Annotated in this window: 16 protein-coding genes; 3 read left to right on the forward strand and 13 right to left on the reverse strand. The window is 63.1% G+C overall.

What is annotated here, in order from left to right; genetic code table 11:
* Positions 1 to 43 precede the first annotated feature (43 nt).
* The 7 genes from NOV72_RS17305 to NOV72_RS17335 are packed head-to-tail and all read right to left on the reverse strand — an operon-like array spanning position 44 to position 7,381.
* Positions 44 to 307, reverse strand: coding sequence for a hypothetical protein (locus NOV72_RS17305; RefSeq protein WP_106855827.1), 264 nt, complete (start codon positions 305 to 307; stop codon positions 44 to 46).
* Positions 304 to 741: a dihydroneopterin aldolase gene (locus tag NOV72_RS17310; RefSeq protein ID WP_106855828.1), complete on the reverse strand. Its 438-nt coding sequence runs from the start codon at positions 739 to 741 to the stop codon at positions 304 to 306. The genes NOV72_RS17305 and NOV72_RS17310 overlap by 4 nt, the downstream gene beginning before the upstream one ends.
* Positions 738 to 1,400, reverse strand: coding sequence for a sarcosine oxidase subunit gamma (locus tag NOV72_RS17315; protein ID WP_106855829.1), 663 nt, complete (start codon positions 1,398 to 1,400; stop codon positions 738 to 740). The genes NOV72_RS17310 and NOV72_RS17315 overlap by 4 nt, the downstream gene beginning before the upstream one ends.
* Positions 1,390 to 4,392, reverse strand: coding sequence for a sarcosine oxidase subunit alpha family protein (locus NOV72_RS17320; RefSeq protein ID WP_106855830.1), 3,003 nt, complete (start codon positions 4,390 to 4,392; stop codon positions 1,390 to 1,392). Before NOV72_RS17320 ends, NOV72_RS17315 begins: the two co-directional genes overlap by 11 nt.
* Positions 4,389 to 4,691, reverse strand: coding sequence for a sarcosine oxidase subunit delta (locus NOV72_RS17325; protein WP_106855831.1), 303 nt, complete (start codon positions 4,689 to 4,691; stop codon positions 4,389 to 4,391). The genes NOV72_RS17320 and NOV72_RS17325 overlap by 4 nt, the downstream gene beginning before the upstream one ends.
* 19 nt (positions 4,692 to 4,710) lie before the next feature.
* Complete coding sequence (locus NOV72_RS17330) at positions 4,711 to 5,955, reverse strand: sarcosine oxidase subunit beta family protein (protein ID WP_062259847.1); 1,245 nt, start codon at positions 5,953 to 5,955, stop codon at positions 4,711 to 4,713.
* A 31-nt stretch (positions 5,956 to 5,986) separates the two neighbouring features.
* A complete protein-coding gene (locus NOV72_RS17335) occupies positions 5,987 to 7,381 on the reverse strand; it encodes an L-serine ammonia-lyase (RefSeq protein WP_106855832.1) in 1,395 nt (464 codons plus the stop codon).
* A gap of 385 nt (positions 7,382 to 7,766) precedes the next feature.
* Between NOV72_RS17335 and NOV72_RS17340 the strand changes: the two genes are divergently transcribed.
* From NOV72_RS17340 to NOV72_RS17350, 3 genes are all read left to right on the forward strand, one after another.
* Positions 7,767 to 8,051, forward strand: a complete 285-nt coding sequence (locus NOV72_RS17340; protein WP_245933074.1) for a hypothetical protein — start codon at positions 7,767 to 7,769, stop codon at positions 8,049 to 8,051.
* A 116-nt stretch (positions 8,052 to 8,167) separates the two neighbouring features.
* Positions 8,168 to 9,256 (forward strand): GlxA family transcriptional regulator, encoded by a 1,089-nt coding sequence (locus NOV72_RS17345; protein WP_106855833.1) that lies wholly within the window; start codon positions 8,168 to 8,170, stop codon positions 9,254 to 9,256.
* Positions 9,257 to 9,305: 49 nt separating this feature from the next.
* Positions 9,306 to 10,070 (forward strand): class II aldolase/adducin family protein, encoded by a 765-nt coding sequence (locus NOV72_RS17350; protein WP_106855834.1) that lies wholly within the window; start codon positions 9,306 to 9,308, stop codon positions 10,068 to 10,070.
* A 24-nt stretch (positions 10,071 to 10,094) separates the two neighbouring features.
* Here the strand turns inward: NOV72_RS17350 and NOV72_RS17355 are convergent, their stop codons facing one another.
* The 6 genes from NOV72_RS17355 to NOV72_RS17375 form a co-directional block, all read right to left on the reverse strand.
* Positions 10,095 to 11,030: a choline ABC transporter substrate-binding protein gene (locus tag NOV72_RS17355; protein WP_106855835.1), complete on the reverse strand. Its 936-nt coding sequence runs from the start codon at positions 11,028 to 11,030 to the stop codon at positions 10,095 to 10,097.
* A 94-nt stretch (positions 11,031 to 11,124) separates the two neighbouring features.
* On the reverse strand, positions 11,125 to 12,117 hold the full coding sequence (locus tag NOV72_RS17360) for a GlxA family transcriptional regulator (RefSeq protein ID WP_035502687.1): 993 nt from the start codon (positions 12,115 to 12,117) through the stop codon (positions 11,125 to 11,127).
* A gap of 14 nt (positions 12,118 to 12,131) precedes the next feature.
* Positions 12,132 to 13,034, reverse strand: coding sequence for a choline ABC transporter permease subunit (gene choW / locus NOV72_RS17365; protein ID WP_106855836.1), 903 nt, complete (start codon positions 13,032 to 13,034; stop codon positions 12,132 to 12,134).
* Positions 13,027 to 14,205: a quaternary amine ABC transporter ATP-binding protein gene (locus tag NOV72_RS17370; protein ID WP_106855837.1), complete on the reverse strand. Its 1,179-nt coding sequence runs from the start codon at positions 14,203 to 14,205 to the stop codon at positions 13,027 to 13,029. The genes choW and NOV72_RS17370 overlap by 8 nt, the downstream gene beginning before the upstream one ends.
* Positions 14,206 to 14,649: 444 nt before the next feature.
* Positions 14,650 to 14,802, reverse strand: a complete 153-nt coding sequence (locus NOV72_RS32350) for a hypothetical protein (protein ID WP_181291086.1) — start codon at positions 14,800 to 14,802, stop codon at positions 14,650 to 14,652.
* Positions 14,803 to 15,054: 252 nt separating this feature from the next.
* Positions 15,055 to 16,116: a hypothetical protein gene (locus NOV72_RS17375; protein ID WP_106855838.1), complete on the reverse strand. Its 1,062-nt coding sequence runs from the start codon at positions 16,114 to 16,116 to the stop codon at positions 15,055 to 15,057.
* Positions 16,117 to 16,207 lie beyond the last annotated feature (91 nt).

Consider the following 16,207-nt stretch of genomic DNA (forward strand, 5'->3'; position numbering starts at 1 on the left):
TCTCCCGCCCACGCGGAGCCAGATCACCCTCGCGAAAAATCCATCAACCGCCAAACCGCGCGCGCGCCGCCGCCGCAACCTGCATCAACGCCTCCACGCTCAGGCGCGCAGCAATCGTCTTCACATACTCATGATGCCGCGCTTCGAGCGGCGCATCGAGATACTGCGCGTGCAGATAGCGAATCAGCGCAATCCGCCGATGCTTCAGCGCGATGCTCCGATCAAGCAACGCGAGCGCCGCGTCCGCGTCGTGTTTCTTGCACGCACGCTCGGAGAGTCGCGCGGCGGCATCGCGCGACGCGTTCATCGCATGGACGCGTGAAAAGCAGCGGCATTCAAGCGCCACGCCTCGAAATCCGCACGCCGCCAGTCGAGTTCGAGCCCCAGCCGCTTCGTGCCTTCGCGAATCTTCGGCTTGTGCAGCGTGAGCGTGATTGCATCGAGCGCGGGCCATTCCTCGAACGACAGCGCGGCAATCTCCACCGCGAGCGTTTCCAGCAATCGCGTATGCGCCTTCGCTTCGAGAAAGGCACTCACGCGATTGCACCACGCTTCGTAATCGATGAGACCATCGTCCGATTCATGCGGCATCCCGCGATAGCGCAGGCTCGCATCGATGCAGACGACTTGCGGCCCTTCATGCTCATGTTCGTACAGGCCGACGCGCGTCTTCACGATCAACTCGTCGACGATCACGCGCCAGCCCTGTCCACCCGCTTCGAGCGGTTCGAACGGCTTCATGAAAGAAGCGGCTCGGCGGCGTCGAGCATGATCTTCACGAAGTAATCCGCGAAGCTGCGGCGCACGATCATCTCGAAGCGATCGCCGCCGAGCGGCACGAGCGTGAGAGAGGCCTTGAAATAGTGGCTCTGCGCGCACTGCCCCGCGCCGAAGACCTGCGGATGCAGATCGAGCGGACAGCCGCGCGCAAGCACTTCACGCGTCTTCGGGCCGTCGATTTCGAGCATCGTATAACCGCTGCCGATATCCACCGCCGCCGAGAACTGGCCGACGAACGCCTCGCGCAACTTCGCTTCGAGCGGTGCGGGACGCGACGCATCGTGCGACGCATCCGAACACACGAGCCATTCGTCGGGGCCGAGCCACAGCATCGTGTAGCCGTTGCCGCGCGCGACGGTGTTCGCCTTCTCCGGCGGCGTGCAGCCGATCACGTTCTGCACTGCCTTCACGAACGCCGCATCACGCGTGTCGCCACGCACGTTCACGAGTTCGAGAAACGGCCGCTCCGTCAGACGAAACTTCTTCGGCGAGCCGCTTTGATGCGCCTTCATCAACGCATCGGCGCCGACGAGCGGGGACTCCTGCCAGGTGCCCGTGAGGCCTTGCCCGCCGATGGCGCGGTCGACGACCGTCGCGGATGCCTTGATCTCATTCAACATGCTGACGTGCTCCTTCGCTGTCGTAGAACACCGAACTGGTGATCGTTGCGTTGACCCGCTTGCCGTTCGCGAGCGGAATCATGACCGATTCGCCGATCTTGTCGAGACCGCCCTTCACGACGGCCAGCGCAATCGAGCGCTTCAAAATAGGGCTGTAATAGCTCGACGTGACATGACCGAGCATCGGCGCGGTATCGCCCTGAAACGGACCCGCGACGATCTGCGCGCCTTCCGGAAGCACGAACGCGGGATCATCGGTCAGGAGTCCGACGAACTGCTTTCGCCCTTCTTTTGCCGTATCCGAACGCGTCAGCGAACGCTTGCCGATGAAGTCCTTCGACTTCGCGACCAGCCCGCCCATGCCGAGGTCGTAAGGCGTCATCGAACCGTCCGTATCCTGGCCGACGATGATGTAGCCCTTCTCCGCGCGCAGCACGTGCATCGTTTCCGTTCCGTACGGCGTGATGTCGAATTCCGCGCCCGCAACCATGAGCGCTTCCCACACCGCACGTCCGACATTGGCCGGCACGTTCACTTCATACGCGAGTTCGCCCGAGAAGCTGATGCGCATCACGCGCGCCGACGCGCCCGCCACCGTGCCATCGCGATAGCTCATGAACGGGAACGCCGCGTTCGCGAAGTCGATGTCGTGGCACACCTTCTGCAACACCTTGCGGCTGTTCGGGCCGACGACCGCGAAGGTCGCCCAATGATCCGTCACCGATGCAAGCCGCACGCGCATGTCGGGCCATTCCGTCTGCAGCCAGCGTTCGAGCCACGTCAGCACGCGCGCCGCGCCGCCGGTGGTCGTCGTCATCATGTAATGCTGTTCGCCCAGGCGCACCGTGACGCCGTCGTCGAAGATCATGCCGTTTTCGTCGAGCATCAGGCCATAGCGGCACTTGCCGATTTCGAGCTTGCTCCACGGATTCGTGTACATCCAGTTCAAGAGCTTGGCGGAGTCCGGGCCCTGAATGTCGATCTTGCCGAGCGTCGATGCATCGAGAATGCCGACGCTCCGACGCACCGCCAGCGATTCGCGCGCAACCGCCGCGTGCATGTCTTCACCGGCCTTCGGGTAGTACCACGGACGCTTCCAGTTGCCGACGTCCTCGAACATCGCGCCGTTCTCGACGTGCCATTCGTGAATCGCGGTCTTGCGCACCGGATCGAGAAACTCGCCCAGCTCGCGGCCCGCGAAGGTGCCGAAAGTGACGGGCGTGTAGTTCGGGCGGAACGTCGTCGTGCCGGTCTCGGGAATCGTCTTGCCGAGCGCCTGCGCGAGAATCGCCATGCCGTTGATGTTGCCGAGCTTGCCCTGGTCCGTACCGAAGCCCATCGCCGTATAGCGCTTCACGTGCTCGACGGATTCGAAGCCTTCACGCGCCGCCAGATAGATGTCCGCTGCGGACACGTCGTTCTGGAAGTCCACGAACTGCTTCGGGCCGCGCGTCGACATGTCCCGGTCGCCGACGATCCACAGCGGTATCATCGGGGCTTCGACGATTTCAGCGACCTGCACCGGATTCGGCTTCACGACGATATGACCCGCCGCACGCGCCGCTTCCGCGCCCGCATCGCCGCCGAAACGGATGCCGCGCGCCAGCGAGAATTCGCCCGCGCATGCGCCGACGCTGCTTTCGAGCTGCATCGCCTTGCCCGGAACGAAGCACGCCTTTTCTTCGTGCCAGTGCGCCTTGCCGCCCGATTGCGCGAACAGGTGGAGCACCGGGCTCCAGCCGCCCGACAACGCGACGAGATCGCATTGCAGTTCCGTCTGCTTCTGGCCGACCTCGCCCTTCGCATACGAAGCCACTTCCACCGACGCGACGCGCAGCTTGCCGCGCGCAACGGTGATCACCGCGTCGTTCATCACGCGCACGCCGTAGCGGCGCGCCGCCGCGGGCAACGTGCCTTTCGATTCGGCCGGACGCGGATCGACGACGGTCACTTCGGCGCCTGCCGATTTCAGATCGAGCGCGCATTGATACGCGTCGTCGTTGTTCGTGAAGACGACGGCCCGACGACCGGGCAGCACCGCATAGCGATGCAGATACGTCGACACCGCCGACGCCAGCATGACGCCCGGCAGATCGTTGTTGCCGAAAACGATGGGACGCTCGTGCGCGCCGGTCGCGAGCACCACGCGCTTCGCACGCACTTTCCACAGCAGTTCGCGCGTGCCCTTGCGGCGCGACACGGGCAGATGTTCCGTCAGGCGCTGCGTGATCGTGACGAGGTTGTGATCCTGATAGCCGAACGCCGTGCTGCGCGCGAGGATCTTCACGTCGGGCATCTTGCGCAGTTCGGCTTCGATTTTCTGCGCCCATTGCAGCGCGGGCTTGCCGTCGATCTCCGCGCGGCACGACAGGAGCGAGCCGCCGAGTTCGCGCTGATCGTCGACCAGAATCACGCGCGCGCCCGACAGACCCGCCGCATGCGCAGCCGCGAGACCCGAAGGCCCGCCGCCGACCACGAGCACATCGCAGTGCGCGAAGCACTTGTCGTAACGATCGGCGTCGAGCTGTTTCGGCGCTTCGCCGAGACCCGCCGCATCGCGGATCACTTCTTCGTACTTCGGCCAGAGTTTGCGCGGCCACATGAACGTCTTGTAGTAGAAGCCCGCGGGAATGAAGCGCGCGATCTTCTGATTGACCGCCATGCGATCGTTCTCGATGTTCGGCTTCGCGTTCACGCTCGCAGCAACGAGACCTTGATACAGCTCGACTTCCGTCGCGCGCGCATTCGGCACCGTGTACGCGCCGGTTTCGAGCTGCACGACTGCATTCGGCTCTTCCACGCCCGCCGTGACGATCCCGCGCGGACGGTGATACTTCCAGCTACGCGCGACGAAGCGCTCGCCATTCGCGAGCAGCGCGGACGCGAGCGTATCGCCTTCAAAACCCTGATACGTCTTGCCGTTGAACGTGAAGGTCACGGGAATCGCGCGATTGATGCGCCCGCCCGTGCCGAGTCGGTCTTTCTGGCTCATTTCGACGTGCCTCCGTTAGTCGTGTCCATCACAGCCAGAGGACGGTCGAACGTCTCGTAGCCTTGAATCTCGTATGAAACCGTATCGCGCTGCGCCTTGAACCAGCGGCGGCATCCTTGCGCGTGCATCCATTGCTCGCGATGCACGCCGCGCGGATTCTTGCGCATGAAGAGGTAGTCGCCCCATTCCTTGTCGGTGAGCTTTTCCGTGTCGAGCGGACGCGCGATATCCGCTTCGCCGCCGCACGAGAATTCGGTTTCGGCGCGCGGCCCGCACCAGGGGCATTCGATCAGCAACATGTCTTGTTCCTCGATGCGGTTAGTGAGCCACGGCAGCCGCGCCGTGTTCGTCGATGAGATGTCCGGTATAGAAGCGATCCAGCGAGAACGGCGCGTTCAACGCATGCGGCTCGTCCTTCGCGATGGTGTGCGCATACGCCCAGCCCGAACCCGGCGTTGCCTTGAAGCCGCCCGTGCCCCAGCCGCAGTTGAAGTAGAGACCCTTCACGTCGGTCTTGGAGATGATCGGGCACGCATCCGGCGAGACGTCGACGATGCCGCCCCACTGCCGATTCATGCGCACGCGCGAGAACACCGGGAACATTTCGACGATCGCCTCCAGCGTGCCTTCGATGATGTGGAAGCTGCCGCGCTGACCGAAGCCCGTGTACTGATCGACGCCCGCGCCGATCACGAGATCGCCCTTGTCGGACTGGCTGATGTACGCGTGCACCGCGTTCGACATCACGACCGTATTCACGACCGGCTTGATCGGTTCAGACACGAGCGCCTGCAACGGATGGCTTTCGAGCGGCAGACGCACGCCGGCCATGTCGGCGAGCGTCGTCGTGTTGCCCGCCGCAACGACCGCGACTTTCTTCGCCTTGATGAAGCCCTTCGTCGTATCGACGCCCGTCACCTGATTGCCGTCGCGGCGAATGCCGACGACCTGGCAGTTCTGGATGATGTCGACGCCCGCCTGATCCGCGCCGCGCGCGAAGCCCCACGCGACCGCATCGTGCCGCGCCACGCCGCCGCGACGCTGAATCGACGCGCCCAGCACCGGATAGCGGCTGTTGAGGTTGATCGTCGGCTCGATTTCCTTGATCTGCTGCGGCGTGAGGAACTCGGCATCGACGCCGTTCAGGCGGTTGGCGTTCACGCGGCGCTCCGTGTCGCGCACGTCCTGCAGCGTGTGCGCGAGGTTCATCACGCCGCGCTGCGAGAACATCACGTTGTAGTTGAGGTCTTGCGAGAGCCCTTCCCACAGCTTCATCGCTTTCTCGTACAGCGCGGCCGATTCGTCCCACAGATAGTTCGAGCGCACGATGGTCGTGTTGCGCGCCGTATTGCCGCCGCCTATCCAGCCTTTCTCCAGAATCGCGACGTTCGTGATGCCGTGCTCTTTCGCGAGGTAATACGCGGTCGCGAGACCATGACCGCCGCCGCCGACGATCACCACGTCGTACTCGCGCTTCGGCTCGGGACTTCGCCACTGGCGCTCCCAGTTCTCGTGATACGACATGCCGTTGCGCAAGAGGCTGAAGATGGAATAGCGGCTCATGGTGTTTCTCTTCCTTCGTGGTGTCCTGAATTCAGCATTCGATGACGTTGACGGCGAGGCCACCGCGCGACGTCTCCTTGTATTTCGTCTTCATGTCGGCGCCGGTTTCGCGCATCGTCTTGATGACCGAATCGAGCGACACGTAATGCGTGCCGTCGCCCTTCATCGCCATGCGCGCGGCGTTGATCGCCTTGATCGCGCCCATTGCGTTGCGTTCGATGCACGGAATCTGCACCAGCCCGCCGACCGGATCGCAGGTCATGCCGAGGTTGTGTTCCATGCCGATTTCCGCGGCGTTTTCCACTTGAGCGGGCGTGCCGCCCATCACCGCGGCAAGCGCGGCGGCGGCCATCGAGCACGCGACGCCAACTTCGCCCTGACAGCCGACTTCCGCGCCGGAGATCGAAGCCGTTTCCTTGTAGATGATGCCGATGGCCGCAGCCGTCAGAAGAAAGCGCACGATGCCTTCGTCGTTCGAGCCGTGCATGAACTTCACGTAGTAGTGCAGCACGGCGGGAATCACGCCGGCCGCGCCATTGGTCGGCGCGGTGACGACGCGGCCGCCCGCCGCGTTTTCTTCGTTGACGGCCATCGCGTAGAGATTGACCCAGTCGAGCATCGACAAGGGATCTCGCAGCGATTCTTCGGAACGCGAGCGCAACGAGGCGCTGAGATCGGCCGCGCGGCGCTTCACGTGCATCGGACCGGGCAACTCGCCGCGTTCCTTGCAGCCACGCTCGACGCACGCGGCCATCACGCGCCACACCGCAAGCAGGCCTTCGCGCACGTCGGCTTCGCTGCGATTCGCGCATTCGTTCTGCATCGTCACGTCCGCGATAGACAGACCTGTCTCCTGACAGACGCGCATCAGGTCGTCGCCGGTGCGAAACGGATGCGGCACGACGTTGCCCGCGCGCAGACCGTTCACGCGATCGCCTTCGCGATTCACGACGAAGCCGCCGCCGATCGAGTAATACTCTTTCTCGACGAGCAACTGGCCGTTCTCGTCGAACGCCTGAAAGCGCATGCCGTTCGGATGCACGATGCTCGATCCCGGCGCGCCCGGCATCAGCTTGCGATAGAAGCCGATGTGCTCGCGCTCCTCGAACGCGACTTCGTGCGTGCCGAGCAGCTTGAGGCGCTTCGACGCGCGAATGTCGGCGAGGCGCGGCGCGATCGTGTCGGGATCGATGAGGTCGGGCAGATTGCCTTCGAGACCGAGCAGCACGGCCTTGTCGGTGCCGTGGCCCTTGCCGGTTGCGCCGAGCGAGCCGAACAGCTCGGCGCGCACGCGGGTGACGAAGGCGAGCAGATTGGCGTCCTCGATATGCGACGCGAAACGGCACGCCGCGATCATCGGTCCGACGGTATGCGAGCTCGACGGTCCGATGCCGATCTTGAACAGATCGAAAACGCTGACGTTCATGGGCGAGTCCCTGGTTTGGCGTTGCGCACGATGCGCGACCGTGGTTTCGGTATGTCGCTCATTGCACCAAACCCTGAAAAGACCCGATAGAACAAAGACGCCATCGAAATGGGATCGCGGCGTCAGGGCTTCATCGCCGCCTGCTGCTTCGCGACGGTTATCGACGCCGATCGCGCTAACAGAGCATTTCGCATCTGGCGCGTTTTTGCGCACTTTCGTTGCACTTTCCTGATTTTTGAGACTGGTCCGAATCGCTGCGCGGGCATGCATCGGTATATTCCCTAGGTTCCCGGACGGACCGCGCCACGCGGCTTCCGTCCGCTTCCTCCTTGTCTCGCTTCTCTGGTTTGCATCGATGGAATCTCACGCTCTTCCCGATCAGTTCTTGAAATCCTGGGTTCTCGCTTTCCTCGTCGGCGTGGCTGTCGTCGGCACGCTTCAGGCAGCGGACCTTCTCGCAGTCGATCACGTGCTCACGCGCCAGGCGCCCGTCTGGGGCGCGCTCATGCTGCTCTGTTCGATCGATCCCGTGTTGCGCTACCTCGGCGTGTTGAAGGCCGAAGTCGAGCAGCGCTGGGGCGATTACACCATCGCGAGCCTGCTCGGACGCTCGACCGGCGCGCTCGTCGGCGGCGCCTTCGCCTGGGCGTTCGCCGTGCTCGGCGGCTGAAGGCCTTCGCTTTCCAGTCGTTCGCAATCACGCGGCGGCCGTCTTTCTGACACGCTCCCGGCGCTCGCGGGCGAGTGTTATGCTCGCTGGATAACCTCCAGCCGCATGTCTTCCGCATGAACGCCGCAGAGCCTCTTCCGCCGTCTTCCGTCGACGGTCAATCGAAATCGCGCATTCGCTTCGGCATCATCCTGCTGCCGAACTTCACGCTGACCGCGTTCTCCGGTTTCGTCGACCTGTTGCGTCTGTCCGCCGACGAAGGCGATTTCAGCCGTCCGGTGCGCTGCTCGTGGAGCGTGATCGGCGAGACGCTCGCGCCGGTGCGCGCGAGCTGCGGCATTCAGATCACGCCGTGGGAAACCTACGATCAGGCCGAGCCGTTCGATTACGTCGTCGTGGTGGGCGGCCTGCTGCATTCCGGACCCGCCACCAGTGACGCGACGCTGCAGTTCATCCGCCGCGCGGCCGCGTCGAATGCGACGCTCGTCGGCATGTGCACGGGCGTGTTCTCGCTGATGCGCGCGGGCGTGCTCGAAGGGCATCGCATCTGCGTAAGCTGGTTTCACTACTGGGATTTCATCGAGCGCTTTCCGCACGCCGACGAGAAATCATTGATCGCGGATCGCCTCTTCGTGATCGACAGAAGGCGCATCACGTGTTCGGGCGGGCGCGCATCGATCGATGTCGCCGCCGCCATTCTGCTGCGTCACTTCGAAACGGCGACGGTGCAAAAGGCGCTGCGCATCCTGCTCGTCGACGACATGCAGAAGGGCAACGCGCCGCAGCCGCATCCGCCCGGTCTCGCGCCCGCGACGCATCCGAAGGTGAAACGTGCGATCCTGCTGATGGAGCAGCACGTCGGACGTTCGCTCACGCTCGATGAACTCGCGCACAAGCTCGATCTGTCGACGCGGCAACTCGAACGCCTCTTCAAGGCGGAAACCGGCAAGGCGCCGCAGGCGTACGCGAAGCAGGTGCGGCTGCGCACCGCCGCGTGGCTTCTGACGAGTTCGGACAAGACGGTGGCGGATATCGCGTCGAGTTGCGGTTTCTCCGATGCATCGCATCTCGGCCGCGAATTCCGCAAGCAATTCGGCTTGCCGCCGATGATGTATCGCGAGCAAGGCGGCGCGCCGGATGCGCAGGAAGCCGATCAGGCAATGGACTACGACGAAACTTTCCCGGGCCGCGCCCAGGCGATCTAGCAGAATCTGTTCACGTTTTCCGCGGCTCATCAAACCAAGGAGGAACGGCATGGAGACTCACGGATTTTCGCAGGAAGAATGGCAGGTGCGGTGCGAACTGGCGGCGCTTTATCGCGTGATCGGCCACTTCCGCTGGACCGACATGATCTTCACGCACATCAGCGCGCGCGTGCCGGGAGCGGATCATCACTTTCTGATCAACCGCTATGGCGTGCTATTCGACGAGATGCGCGCATCGGATCTCGTGCGCATCGACAGCGAGGGACGTCCGGTCGAAGCGCGCGCAAGCGACGATCCCGCGCGCTATCGCGTGAATCCGGCGGGCTTCACGATTCACTCGGCCGTTCATATGGCGCGTCCCGATGTGGCGTGCGTCGTACATACGCACACGGCGGCGGGCGCGGCGGTATCGGCGCAAAAGCAGGGCCTTCTCCCCATCAGCCAGCATGCGCTGAAGTATTACGGGCATCTCGCCTATCACGACTATGAAGGGATCGCACTCGATCTCGCGGAACGTGACCGGCTCGTCAACGATCTCGGATCGCACAACGCCATGATTCTGAAGAATCACGGCTTGCTGACTTGCGGGAAGTCGATTCCGGAGGCGTTTCAGGAAATGTACTTTCTTGAAAGGGCCTGCGAGATTCAGATTCGCGCATTGGCGGGCCATGCGGAATTGAATCTGCCGTCGCAGAGGGTTTGCGAGTTGACGGCCGAGCAATATCGGCGGGACGAGTCCGACGGGATCATGGCGCTGCAGTGGGAAGCGGCGTTGAGGATGATCGAAGGCGCGAAGCCCGATTACCGGAGCTGACGCGCCTTCTTCGCATCACTGCGTTCAGTTGCCGGCGACGTAGGCCTTCACCGCCGGCAACCCATCCTTGCCATCGAACGTCTTCACACCCGCAAGCCATTTATCGAGCACCGCCGGATTCGCCTTGAGCCATTCACGCGCCGCCTTGTTCGCATCGGTCTTGTTCATGATCGGCAGCATCACGTGGTTCTCGATGTCCGTCGTGAACTGCAGGTTCGACACGAGCTTCGCGACATTCGGGCAGCGCGCATCGTAGTCCGTCGGCGTGACGCTCAGCACCTTCGCCTCGCCGTAGTTCGGACCGAACACGTCGTCGCCGCCGGCGAGATAGTCGATCTTCATCTGCACGTTCATCGGATGCGGCTCCCAGCCGAGGAACACGATCGGCTTCTTCTCGCGGATCGCGCGATTCACCTCGACCAGCATGCCCGCCTCGCTCGATTCCACGAGCTTGAACTTGCCGAGCCCGTACAGGTTGTTGTCGATCATCTTCTTGATGAGCGCATTGCCGTCGTTGCCCGGTTCGATGCCGTAAATCTTGCCATCCAGCTTGTCGTAGTTCTTCGCGATGTCGCTGAAGTTTTTGATGCCCGCCTGATACGCGTAATCGGGCACGGCGAGCGTGTACTTCGCGCCGGTCAGATTCGGTGTCGGCAGAACTTTGATTTGATTAGCTTTCCTGAACGAATCGATCATCGGGTCCATTGTCGGCGACCAGTAGCCGAGGAATACGTCGATCTGCTTGCTCTTCACGCCCGCGAACGTGATCGGCACGGACGCGATGGTCTTCGTCGGGTTATAGCCGAGTCCCTGAAGAATGGTCGATGCGAGTCCGGTCGTCGCGGCGATATCCGTCCAGCCGACATCGGCGAAACGCACGTTTTTGCATGCGGCGGGTTCGGCGGCATAGGCTCCCGACAAACCGGATATCAAAGCTGCCGCGATCCACAAGCGTTTCATCTATCTCTCTCCCGATTTTTTTAAGGCATGAAGCGGCCCGCGCGCGCGACCCGAAAGCCCGCGCGGACCGAAGAAAAAACAGACTGGAAAGACGTCAGGCCGACAAGCGGCGCTCCACGCTCGGCGCATGCCCGAACTGCGCGCGATACGCCTTGCTGAAGTGACAAGGCGAATGGAATCCGCAGATGCTCGTCACGCGCGCGATCGATGCATCCGTGTTGCGCAAGAGTTCACGCGCGCGGCGCAAACGCAGCGTCAGGTAGTAATGCGTCGGCGATACGTTGAGGAACATCTTGAACATGCGCTGCAAGTGCCGCTGCGACAGATGCACGAGGCGCGCGAGTTCTTCGAGCGACAGCGGCTCTTCGATATTCGCCTCCATCAGCCGCACGACTTCGACAAGCTCGGCGCGCGAGAAACCGACGCGCGCATCGACGGGAATGTGCTGGTAATCCGTCGATCCGCGTATGCGCTCGACGATGAACTGCTCCGACACCTGCGCCGCGTGCGCCTGCCCGAGCCGCATGCCGACGAGATTGAGCATCAGATCGAGCGGCGCGGTGCCGCCCGTGCAGGTCAGGCGATCGCGATCGATCACGAAGAGTTCGTCCGCGAATCGCACATGCGGGAAGCGCTTGTTCACCGGCGACATGTCTTCCCAGTGCAGCGTGCAGCGATAACCGTCGAGCAGCTTCGCCGCGAGCAGCGCATACGGCCCGGTGCAGATGCCGCCGAGCGGAATGCCCGCTTCATGCGCGCGCCGCAGGAGTTCGATCACCTTGTCGTCGACATAATCGGCGACATGCCAGCCCGCGCACACGATCAGCACGTCCGGCATGCCTGCCTCGTCGAGCGTCACGGTCGGCTTCACGGTGATGCCGTTGCTCGCGCGCGCGGGCTCGCCTTCCGGCGTGATGATCGACCATCGATAGTGCTGCTCGCGGCCCACGTAGTTGGCCATGCGCAGCACTTCGACCGCGCTCGTGAACGCGATCATCGAAAAGTTCGGCAAGGTGAGAAAGCCGAAGTGCGCGAGATTGGACAACGGTGAATCGGTAACCGCTGGAACGATCGCGTCGCGCTTCATGGGTCGATGCCTTCCTAGCTTTGTTGCGTCGCCGGTTCGCGGCGCACTTTCATCACGCTCTTCAGGCCGGCGAACAACGGGGCGCGCGCCATGCCGGGCGAACGTCCGAAGCTCTCGGTGATGCGGTCGAGAATGATCGCCAGCAACACCACCGACAAGCCGCTCTCGAAGCCGAGGCCGATATCCAGGCGCTGAATCGATGCAAGCACGTCGTTGCCCAGGCCGCCCGCGCCGACCATCGACGCGATGATGACCATCGACAACGCCATCATGATCGTCTGGTTCACGCCGGTCATGATCGAAGGCAGCGCGTTCGGAATTTGCACCTTGTAGAGCAATTGCCACGGCGTGCAGCCGAACGCCTGACCCGCCTCGACGATCTCGCGATTCACCTGCTTGATGCCGAGCGCGGTGAGACGCACGGCAGGCGGCATCGCGAAGATGACCGTGGCCAGAATGCCCGGCACGCGTCCGAGGCCGAACAGCATCGCGGCGGGAATCAGGTAGACGAAGGCGGGCATCGTCTGCATCAGGTCGAGGACCGGACGCACGGCCATTTCGACGTACTTGCTCTTCGAGGTCCAGATGCCGAGCGGAATGCCGAGCAAGAGACTGATGAACGTCGACGACAACGTGAGGCCCAGCGTGATGACCATCTGGTCCCAGAAGTTCGTCGCGTAGATCAGCAGCAGCGAAGCGAGCACGAACGCCGCGAATCGCCAGCCGACACGCCACAAGCCGATGCCGACGAAGATCGCCATCAACAGCCACATCGGAATGGCCTGCAGGCCGTGCTCGATCGCCGCGGCGAACGTTTCGATGACCTTGCCGATGGAGTCGAAGGTTTTCGCGTCGTGATCGAGGAGATAGTGGACGCCGTGGTCCACCCAAGTGCCAAGCGGAATGATTTCAGACATGGGAACCTCGATGGTGCGTAAGGACCTTCAGGACGTTGGTCTTGTTGATCGAACCGCAATACAGACCGTCGGCATCGACGACCGGCAGCGGCGCCGGGCTCGCGACCACGCGATTCACGACGTCGTCGAGCGCCATGCTGCACTCGACGCATTCGATGGGATTGATCTGCGGCGCGGCGTTGCCGTTCGCATCGCGCCCGACGAAGCCGCGGATGCGGCGCTGCGCATCCAGCACGAACGCGTAGTCCGCGCTGCCGTTGAGCGTCGCCGCGATGCTCGACGCGTCGATCTGCGGCGAGTGCCTGATGAGCGGCACGTCGTCCGTCTGCATCAGGTCGCCCGCGGTCAGATAGCGGCTCGTGTCGATGCCTTCGAAGAACGCTTCCACGTAGTCGTCGGCCGGATTGGTGATGATTTCCTGCGGCGTGCCGATCTGCACCACGCGGCCGCCTTCCATGATCGCGATGCGCGTGCCGATGCGCATCGCCTCTTCCAGATCGTGCGACACGAACAGAATCGTGCGGCGCTGCTCGCGTTGCAGTTCGAGCAGCACGTTCTGCATTTCCTTGCGCTTGAGCGGATCGAGCGCGGAGAACGCCTCGTCCATGATCATCAGCGACGGATTCACCGCCAGCGCGCGTGCAAGACCCACACGCTGCTGCATGCCGCCCGATAGTTGCGCGGGCAACTTCTGCGCGAACGGCGCCAGGCCGACTTGTTCGAGCACCGTCATCGCGCGCGCCTCGCGCTCCTTCTTGCCGACGCCCGCGACCTCGAGGCCGAATGCGGCGTTGGAAAGAACAGTGCGCTGCGGCATCAGTGCGAAGGACTGGAACACCATGCTCATGTCCTTGCGGCGCAGGGACGTGAGCTCCGAACGCGGCACGGCGGCCACGTCGCGGCCGTCGATCAGCACTTTGCCGGCCGTCGGTTCCACGAGCCGGTTGATGAGGCGGATCAGCGTGGATTTGCCCGAACCGGACAGACCCATGAGCACGAAAATCTCGCCTTCCTTGACGTCGAAGGAGACGTTATGGACGCCGACGATCTGTCCGGTGCGCTTGAAGACTTCTTCCTTCGTCGCGCCACCGGCCAGCATGTCCAGCGCCTGTTTGGGACTGTTGCCAAATACTTTGCACAGTCCTTCGACTACTACCTTGGGGGAATTCATCGAATATCTCCTGGCGTGGGCGGACGCTCGTCCGCGCTGTGCATACATAGTTGCCAGAAAAAAGTCACATCAGCCGACTATTTGCGACAACCACCTGTGGAAATACGACACCGGAATAAGGGCGAAAGTGCCAACTGATATGCGAAGCCTTGCTGGACAAGGGTTTGCGGGGAGCGAATAGAACGAACTTGCGCTTTTCGGCGTGTCGCGCAAATACAAGTCGCTGCGCCATTTTGCGATGCAGGCGCCTTGTGATGACGCTGTCAGCGAGTCGAAAGGAGTCGCGCGCGAGACGCGAATGGGAGATGCGTCCGGCAAAAAGCCGAAGCGGTGTGAAAACTGCTAGAAAAACTACAGGAAGAGGAAGAAGTGGCGGGCGGGTCGTACGGCGAGTGCCGTCGTATGTTGCTCGTGTTCTGTTTCCCGCGCCGCCTCAGCTACGCATTACAGACGGAAGCCGAAAGCCGTGCCGCGTGCCTTGCGCTGACGCTCGGATTCACGGAAACGTGCTTGATACGAATAGTCTTTGTCCATCGGCAGGTGCGCCGGTTCGAACATCGAAGCGAATTTTTGCAGCAGGGCGAAGAGGTAGCTCATGACTGACTCCGGTTAGCGGTAGAGGGTTTTCCCTTAGAAAGAAGTATAGGGTTAAGCCTTATGGATTTCTAGTGCAATGCAACATTTCTTGGAAAGAAATTTGGTAGTTTTTCTACCAAATTGCCGATTTGGCTTGCTCGAAAAAAAGGGTCAACCCGGAGAAGCCCATACGAACGGCTCCGATCGCCAGGACGAGCGAAAACGCGACACACCGCCGCACGGCGGGGTGTCGCGCGAATGTGACAGCGGGGATCAGTGCGCCGAAGAAGTGGCGCGATGGTGCGCGTGACGCGCGTGCTTTTTCGGCGCGGAATCGGGCTGCGCGGCGCTGACGGGCTGCACCGGCGCTGCGTCGGCGGAATCGCGGTGCATGCTGACGGTCGCCGAATCGGTGTCGAAAAGCGAGGCGAGCGTCGCCTGCTGGTTGAGCATCAACTGCTCCGTGCGGTCCTGCTGCAGCTTGCCGTCGCGGCTCATGCGCAGCAGCACGGCCGTCTGCGCAATGCCCGTCGCCACCGTGACGAGCATCACGCAGACGATGATCGTCAGCATCGTCTTCATGCGGCGCGCGTGGGCGGCGGCGGACGTGCGCTGCTCGGCGATCACCGCGTAGAGCGCGTCGATCGTGTCCGCGAAGGCTGTTGCGCGGGCGCGGTCGAGTTCAGGCGCGGCGGCATCGGGGGCGCTGGTCTTCGCAAGCGGCTCGGCGGCGATGCGTTCCCCGCGATCGCGTCGATCGCGTCGGTCGCTCGCGATCAGCGCCGAAGCGAGCACGGCCGGCGACGGCGATGCGCTCTCCGGCGCGACGCACGTGCTGATGTTCGCCGATCGCGTCGCGGCAGCGGCGATCGCTGCGGTCTTCACGGCGGATTGGCGCTCGTCCGGCTGCGGCGCATCGACGTTCGGCAGATCGTCCTGGAACAGGCCCGGCGCCGGCTCGACCGACGCCAGGCTCCCGCGCGCCGCGCGTTTCGCGACAGCGGAATCGGCCGCATTGCCGCCCGGCGACGCCGTCGCGCCATTCGATTGCACCGCCGCGAGAAACACGTCCGGCAACTCGAAACCTTCGAATGTGCCCTGGCGGATATCGGTGTTCATCGCCTGAACGTGCGCGCGTTCGGCGTCTTCGGCGAACAGGTCGAGCGTCGCGCCGCCGCGCGCACCTTCGCTCAACTGCGCGAGGCGCTGCGCCGAGCGCGCGGCGCGGGCGAGTTTCTTTTCGGTGTCGACACTGGCTCGCGTGGCCTGCGATTGATGCGTTTGCGCCGCACGCCGGCGCGCGTCGGAATCTCTCTTTACTGCGGAATCTGGCATAGGTTCGAAAGGCGGCGGCGTTTATCACCGGCGCGCAAGGCACACCAGCGCTCTGGCGATGATTTCGAGAGGCCGCATTGTCGCATGGCTG

Source organism: Caballeronia novacaledonica (assembly GCF_900258035.1).
Lineage (GTDB): Bacteria > Pseudomonadota > Gammaproteobacteria > Burkholderiales > Burkholderiaceae > Caballeronia > Caballeronia novacaledonica.

Bases quoted from the DNA above. Each gene is read 5' to 3' on its own strand.
- NOV72_RS17375 (WP_106855838.1), bottom strand. From the start codon at position 16,116: ATGCCAGATTCCGCAGTAAAGAGAGATTCCGACGCGCGCCGGCGTGCG.
- NOV72_RS17335 (WP_106855832.1), bottom strand. From the start codon at position 7,381: ATGAACGTCAGCGTTTTCGATCTGTTCAAGATCGGCATCGGACCGTCG.
- NOV72_RS17355 (WP_106855835.1), bottom strand. From the start codon at position 11,030: ATGAAACGCTTGTGGATCGCGGCAGCTTTGATATCCGGTTTGTCGGGA.
- NOV72_RS17305 (WP_106855827.1), bottom strand. From the start codon at position 307: ATGAACGCGTCGCGCGATGCCGCCGCGCGACTCTCCGAGCGTGCGTGC.
- NOV72_RS17345 (WP_106855833.1), top strand. From the start codon at position 8,168: ATGAACGCCGCAGAGCCTCTTCCGCCGTCTTCCGTCGACGGTCAATCG.
- NOV72_RS17370 (WP_106855837.1), bottom strand. From the start codon at position 14,205: ATGAATTCCCCCAAGGTAGTAGTCGAAGGACTGTGCAAAGTATTTGGC.
- NOV72_RS17360 (WP_035502687.1), bottom strand. From the start codon at position 12,117: ATGAAGCGCGACGCGATCGTTCCAGCGGTTACCGATTCACCGTTGTCC.
- NOV72_RS17350 (WP_106855834.1), top strand. From the start codon at position 9,306: ATGGAGACTCACGGATTTTCGCAGGAAGAATGGCAGGTGCGGTGCGAA.
- choW (WP_106855836.1), bottom strand. From the start codon at position 13,034: ATGTCTGAAATCATTCCGCTTGGCACTTGGGTGGACCACGGCGTCCAC.
- NOV72_RS17315 (WP_106855829.1), bottom strand. From the start codon at position 1,400: ATGTTGAATGAGATCAAGGCATCCGCGACGGTCGTCGACCGCGCCATC.
- NOV72_RS17330 (WP_062259847.1), bottom strand. From the start codon at position 5,955: ATGAGCCGCTATTCCATCTTCAGCCTCTTGCGCAACGGCATGTCGTAT.
- NOV72_RS17320 (WP_106855830.1), bottom strand. From the start codon at position 4,392: ATGAGCCAGAAAGACCGACTCGGCACGGGCGGGCGCATCAATCGCGCG.
- NOV72_RS17325 (WP_106855831.1), bottom strand. From the start codon at position 4,691: ATGTTGCTGATCGAATGCCCCTGGTGCGGGCCGCGCGCCGAAACCGAA.
- NOV72_RS32350 (WP_181291086.1), bottom strand. From the start codon at position 14,802: ATGAGCTACCTCTTCGCCCTGCTGCAAAAATTCGCTTCGATGTTCGAA.
- NOV72_RS17310 (WP_106855828.1), bottom strand. From the start codon at position 741: ATGAAGCCGTTCGAACCGCTCGAAGCGGGTGGACAGGGCTGGCGCGTG.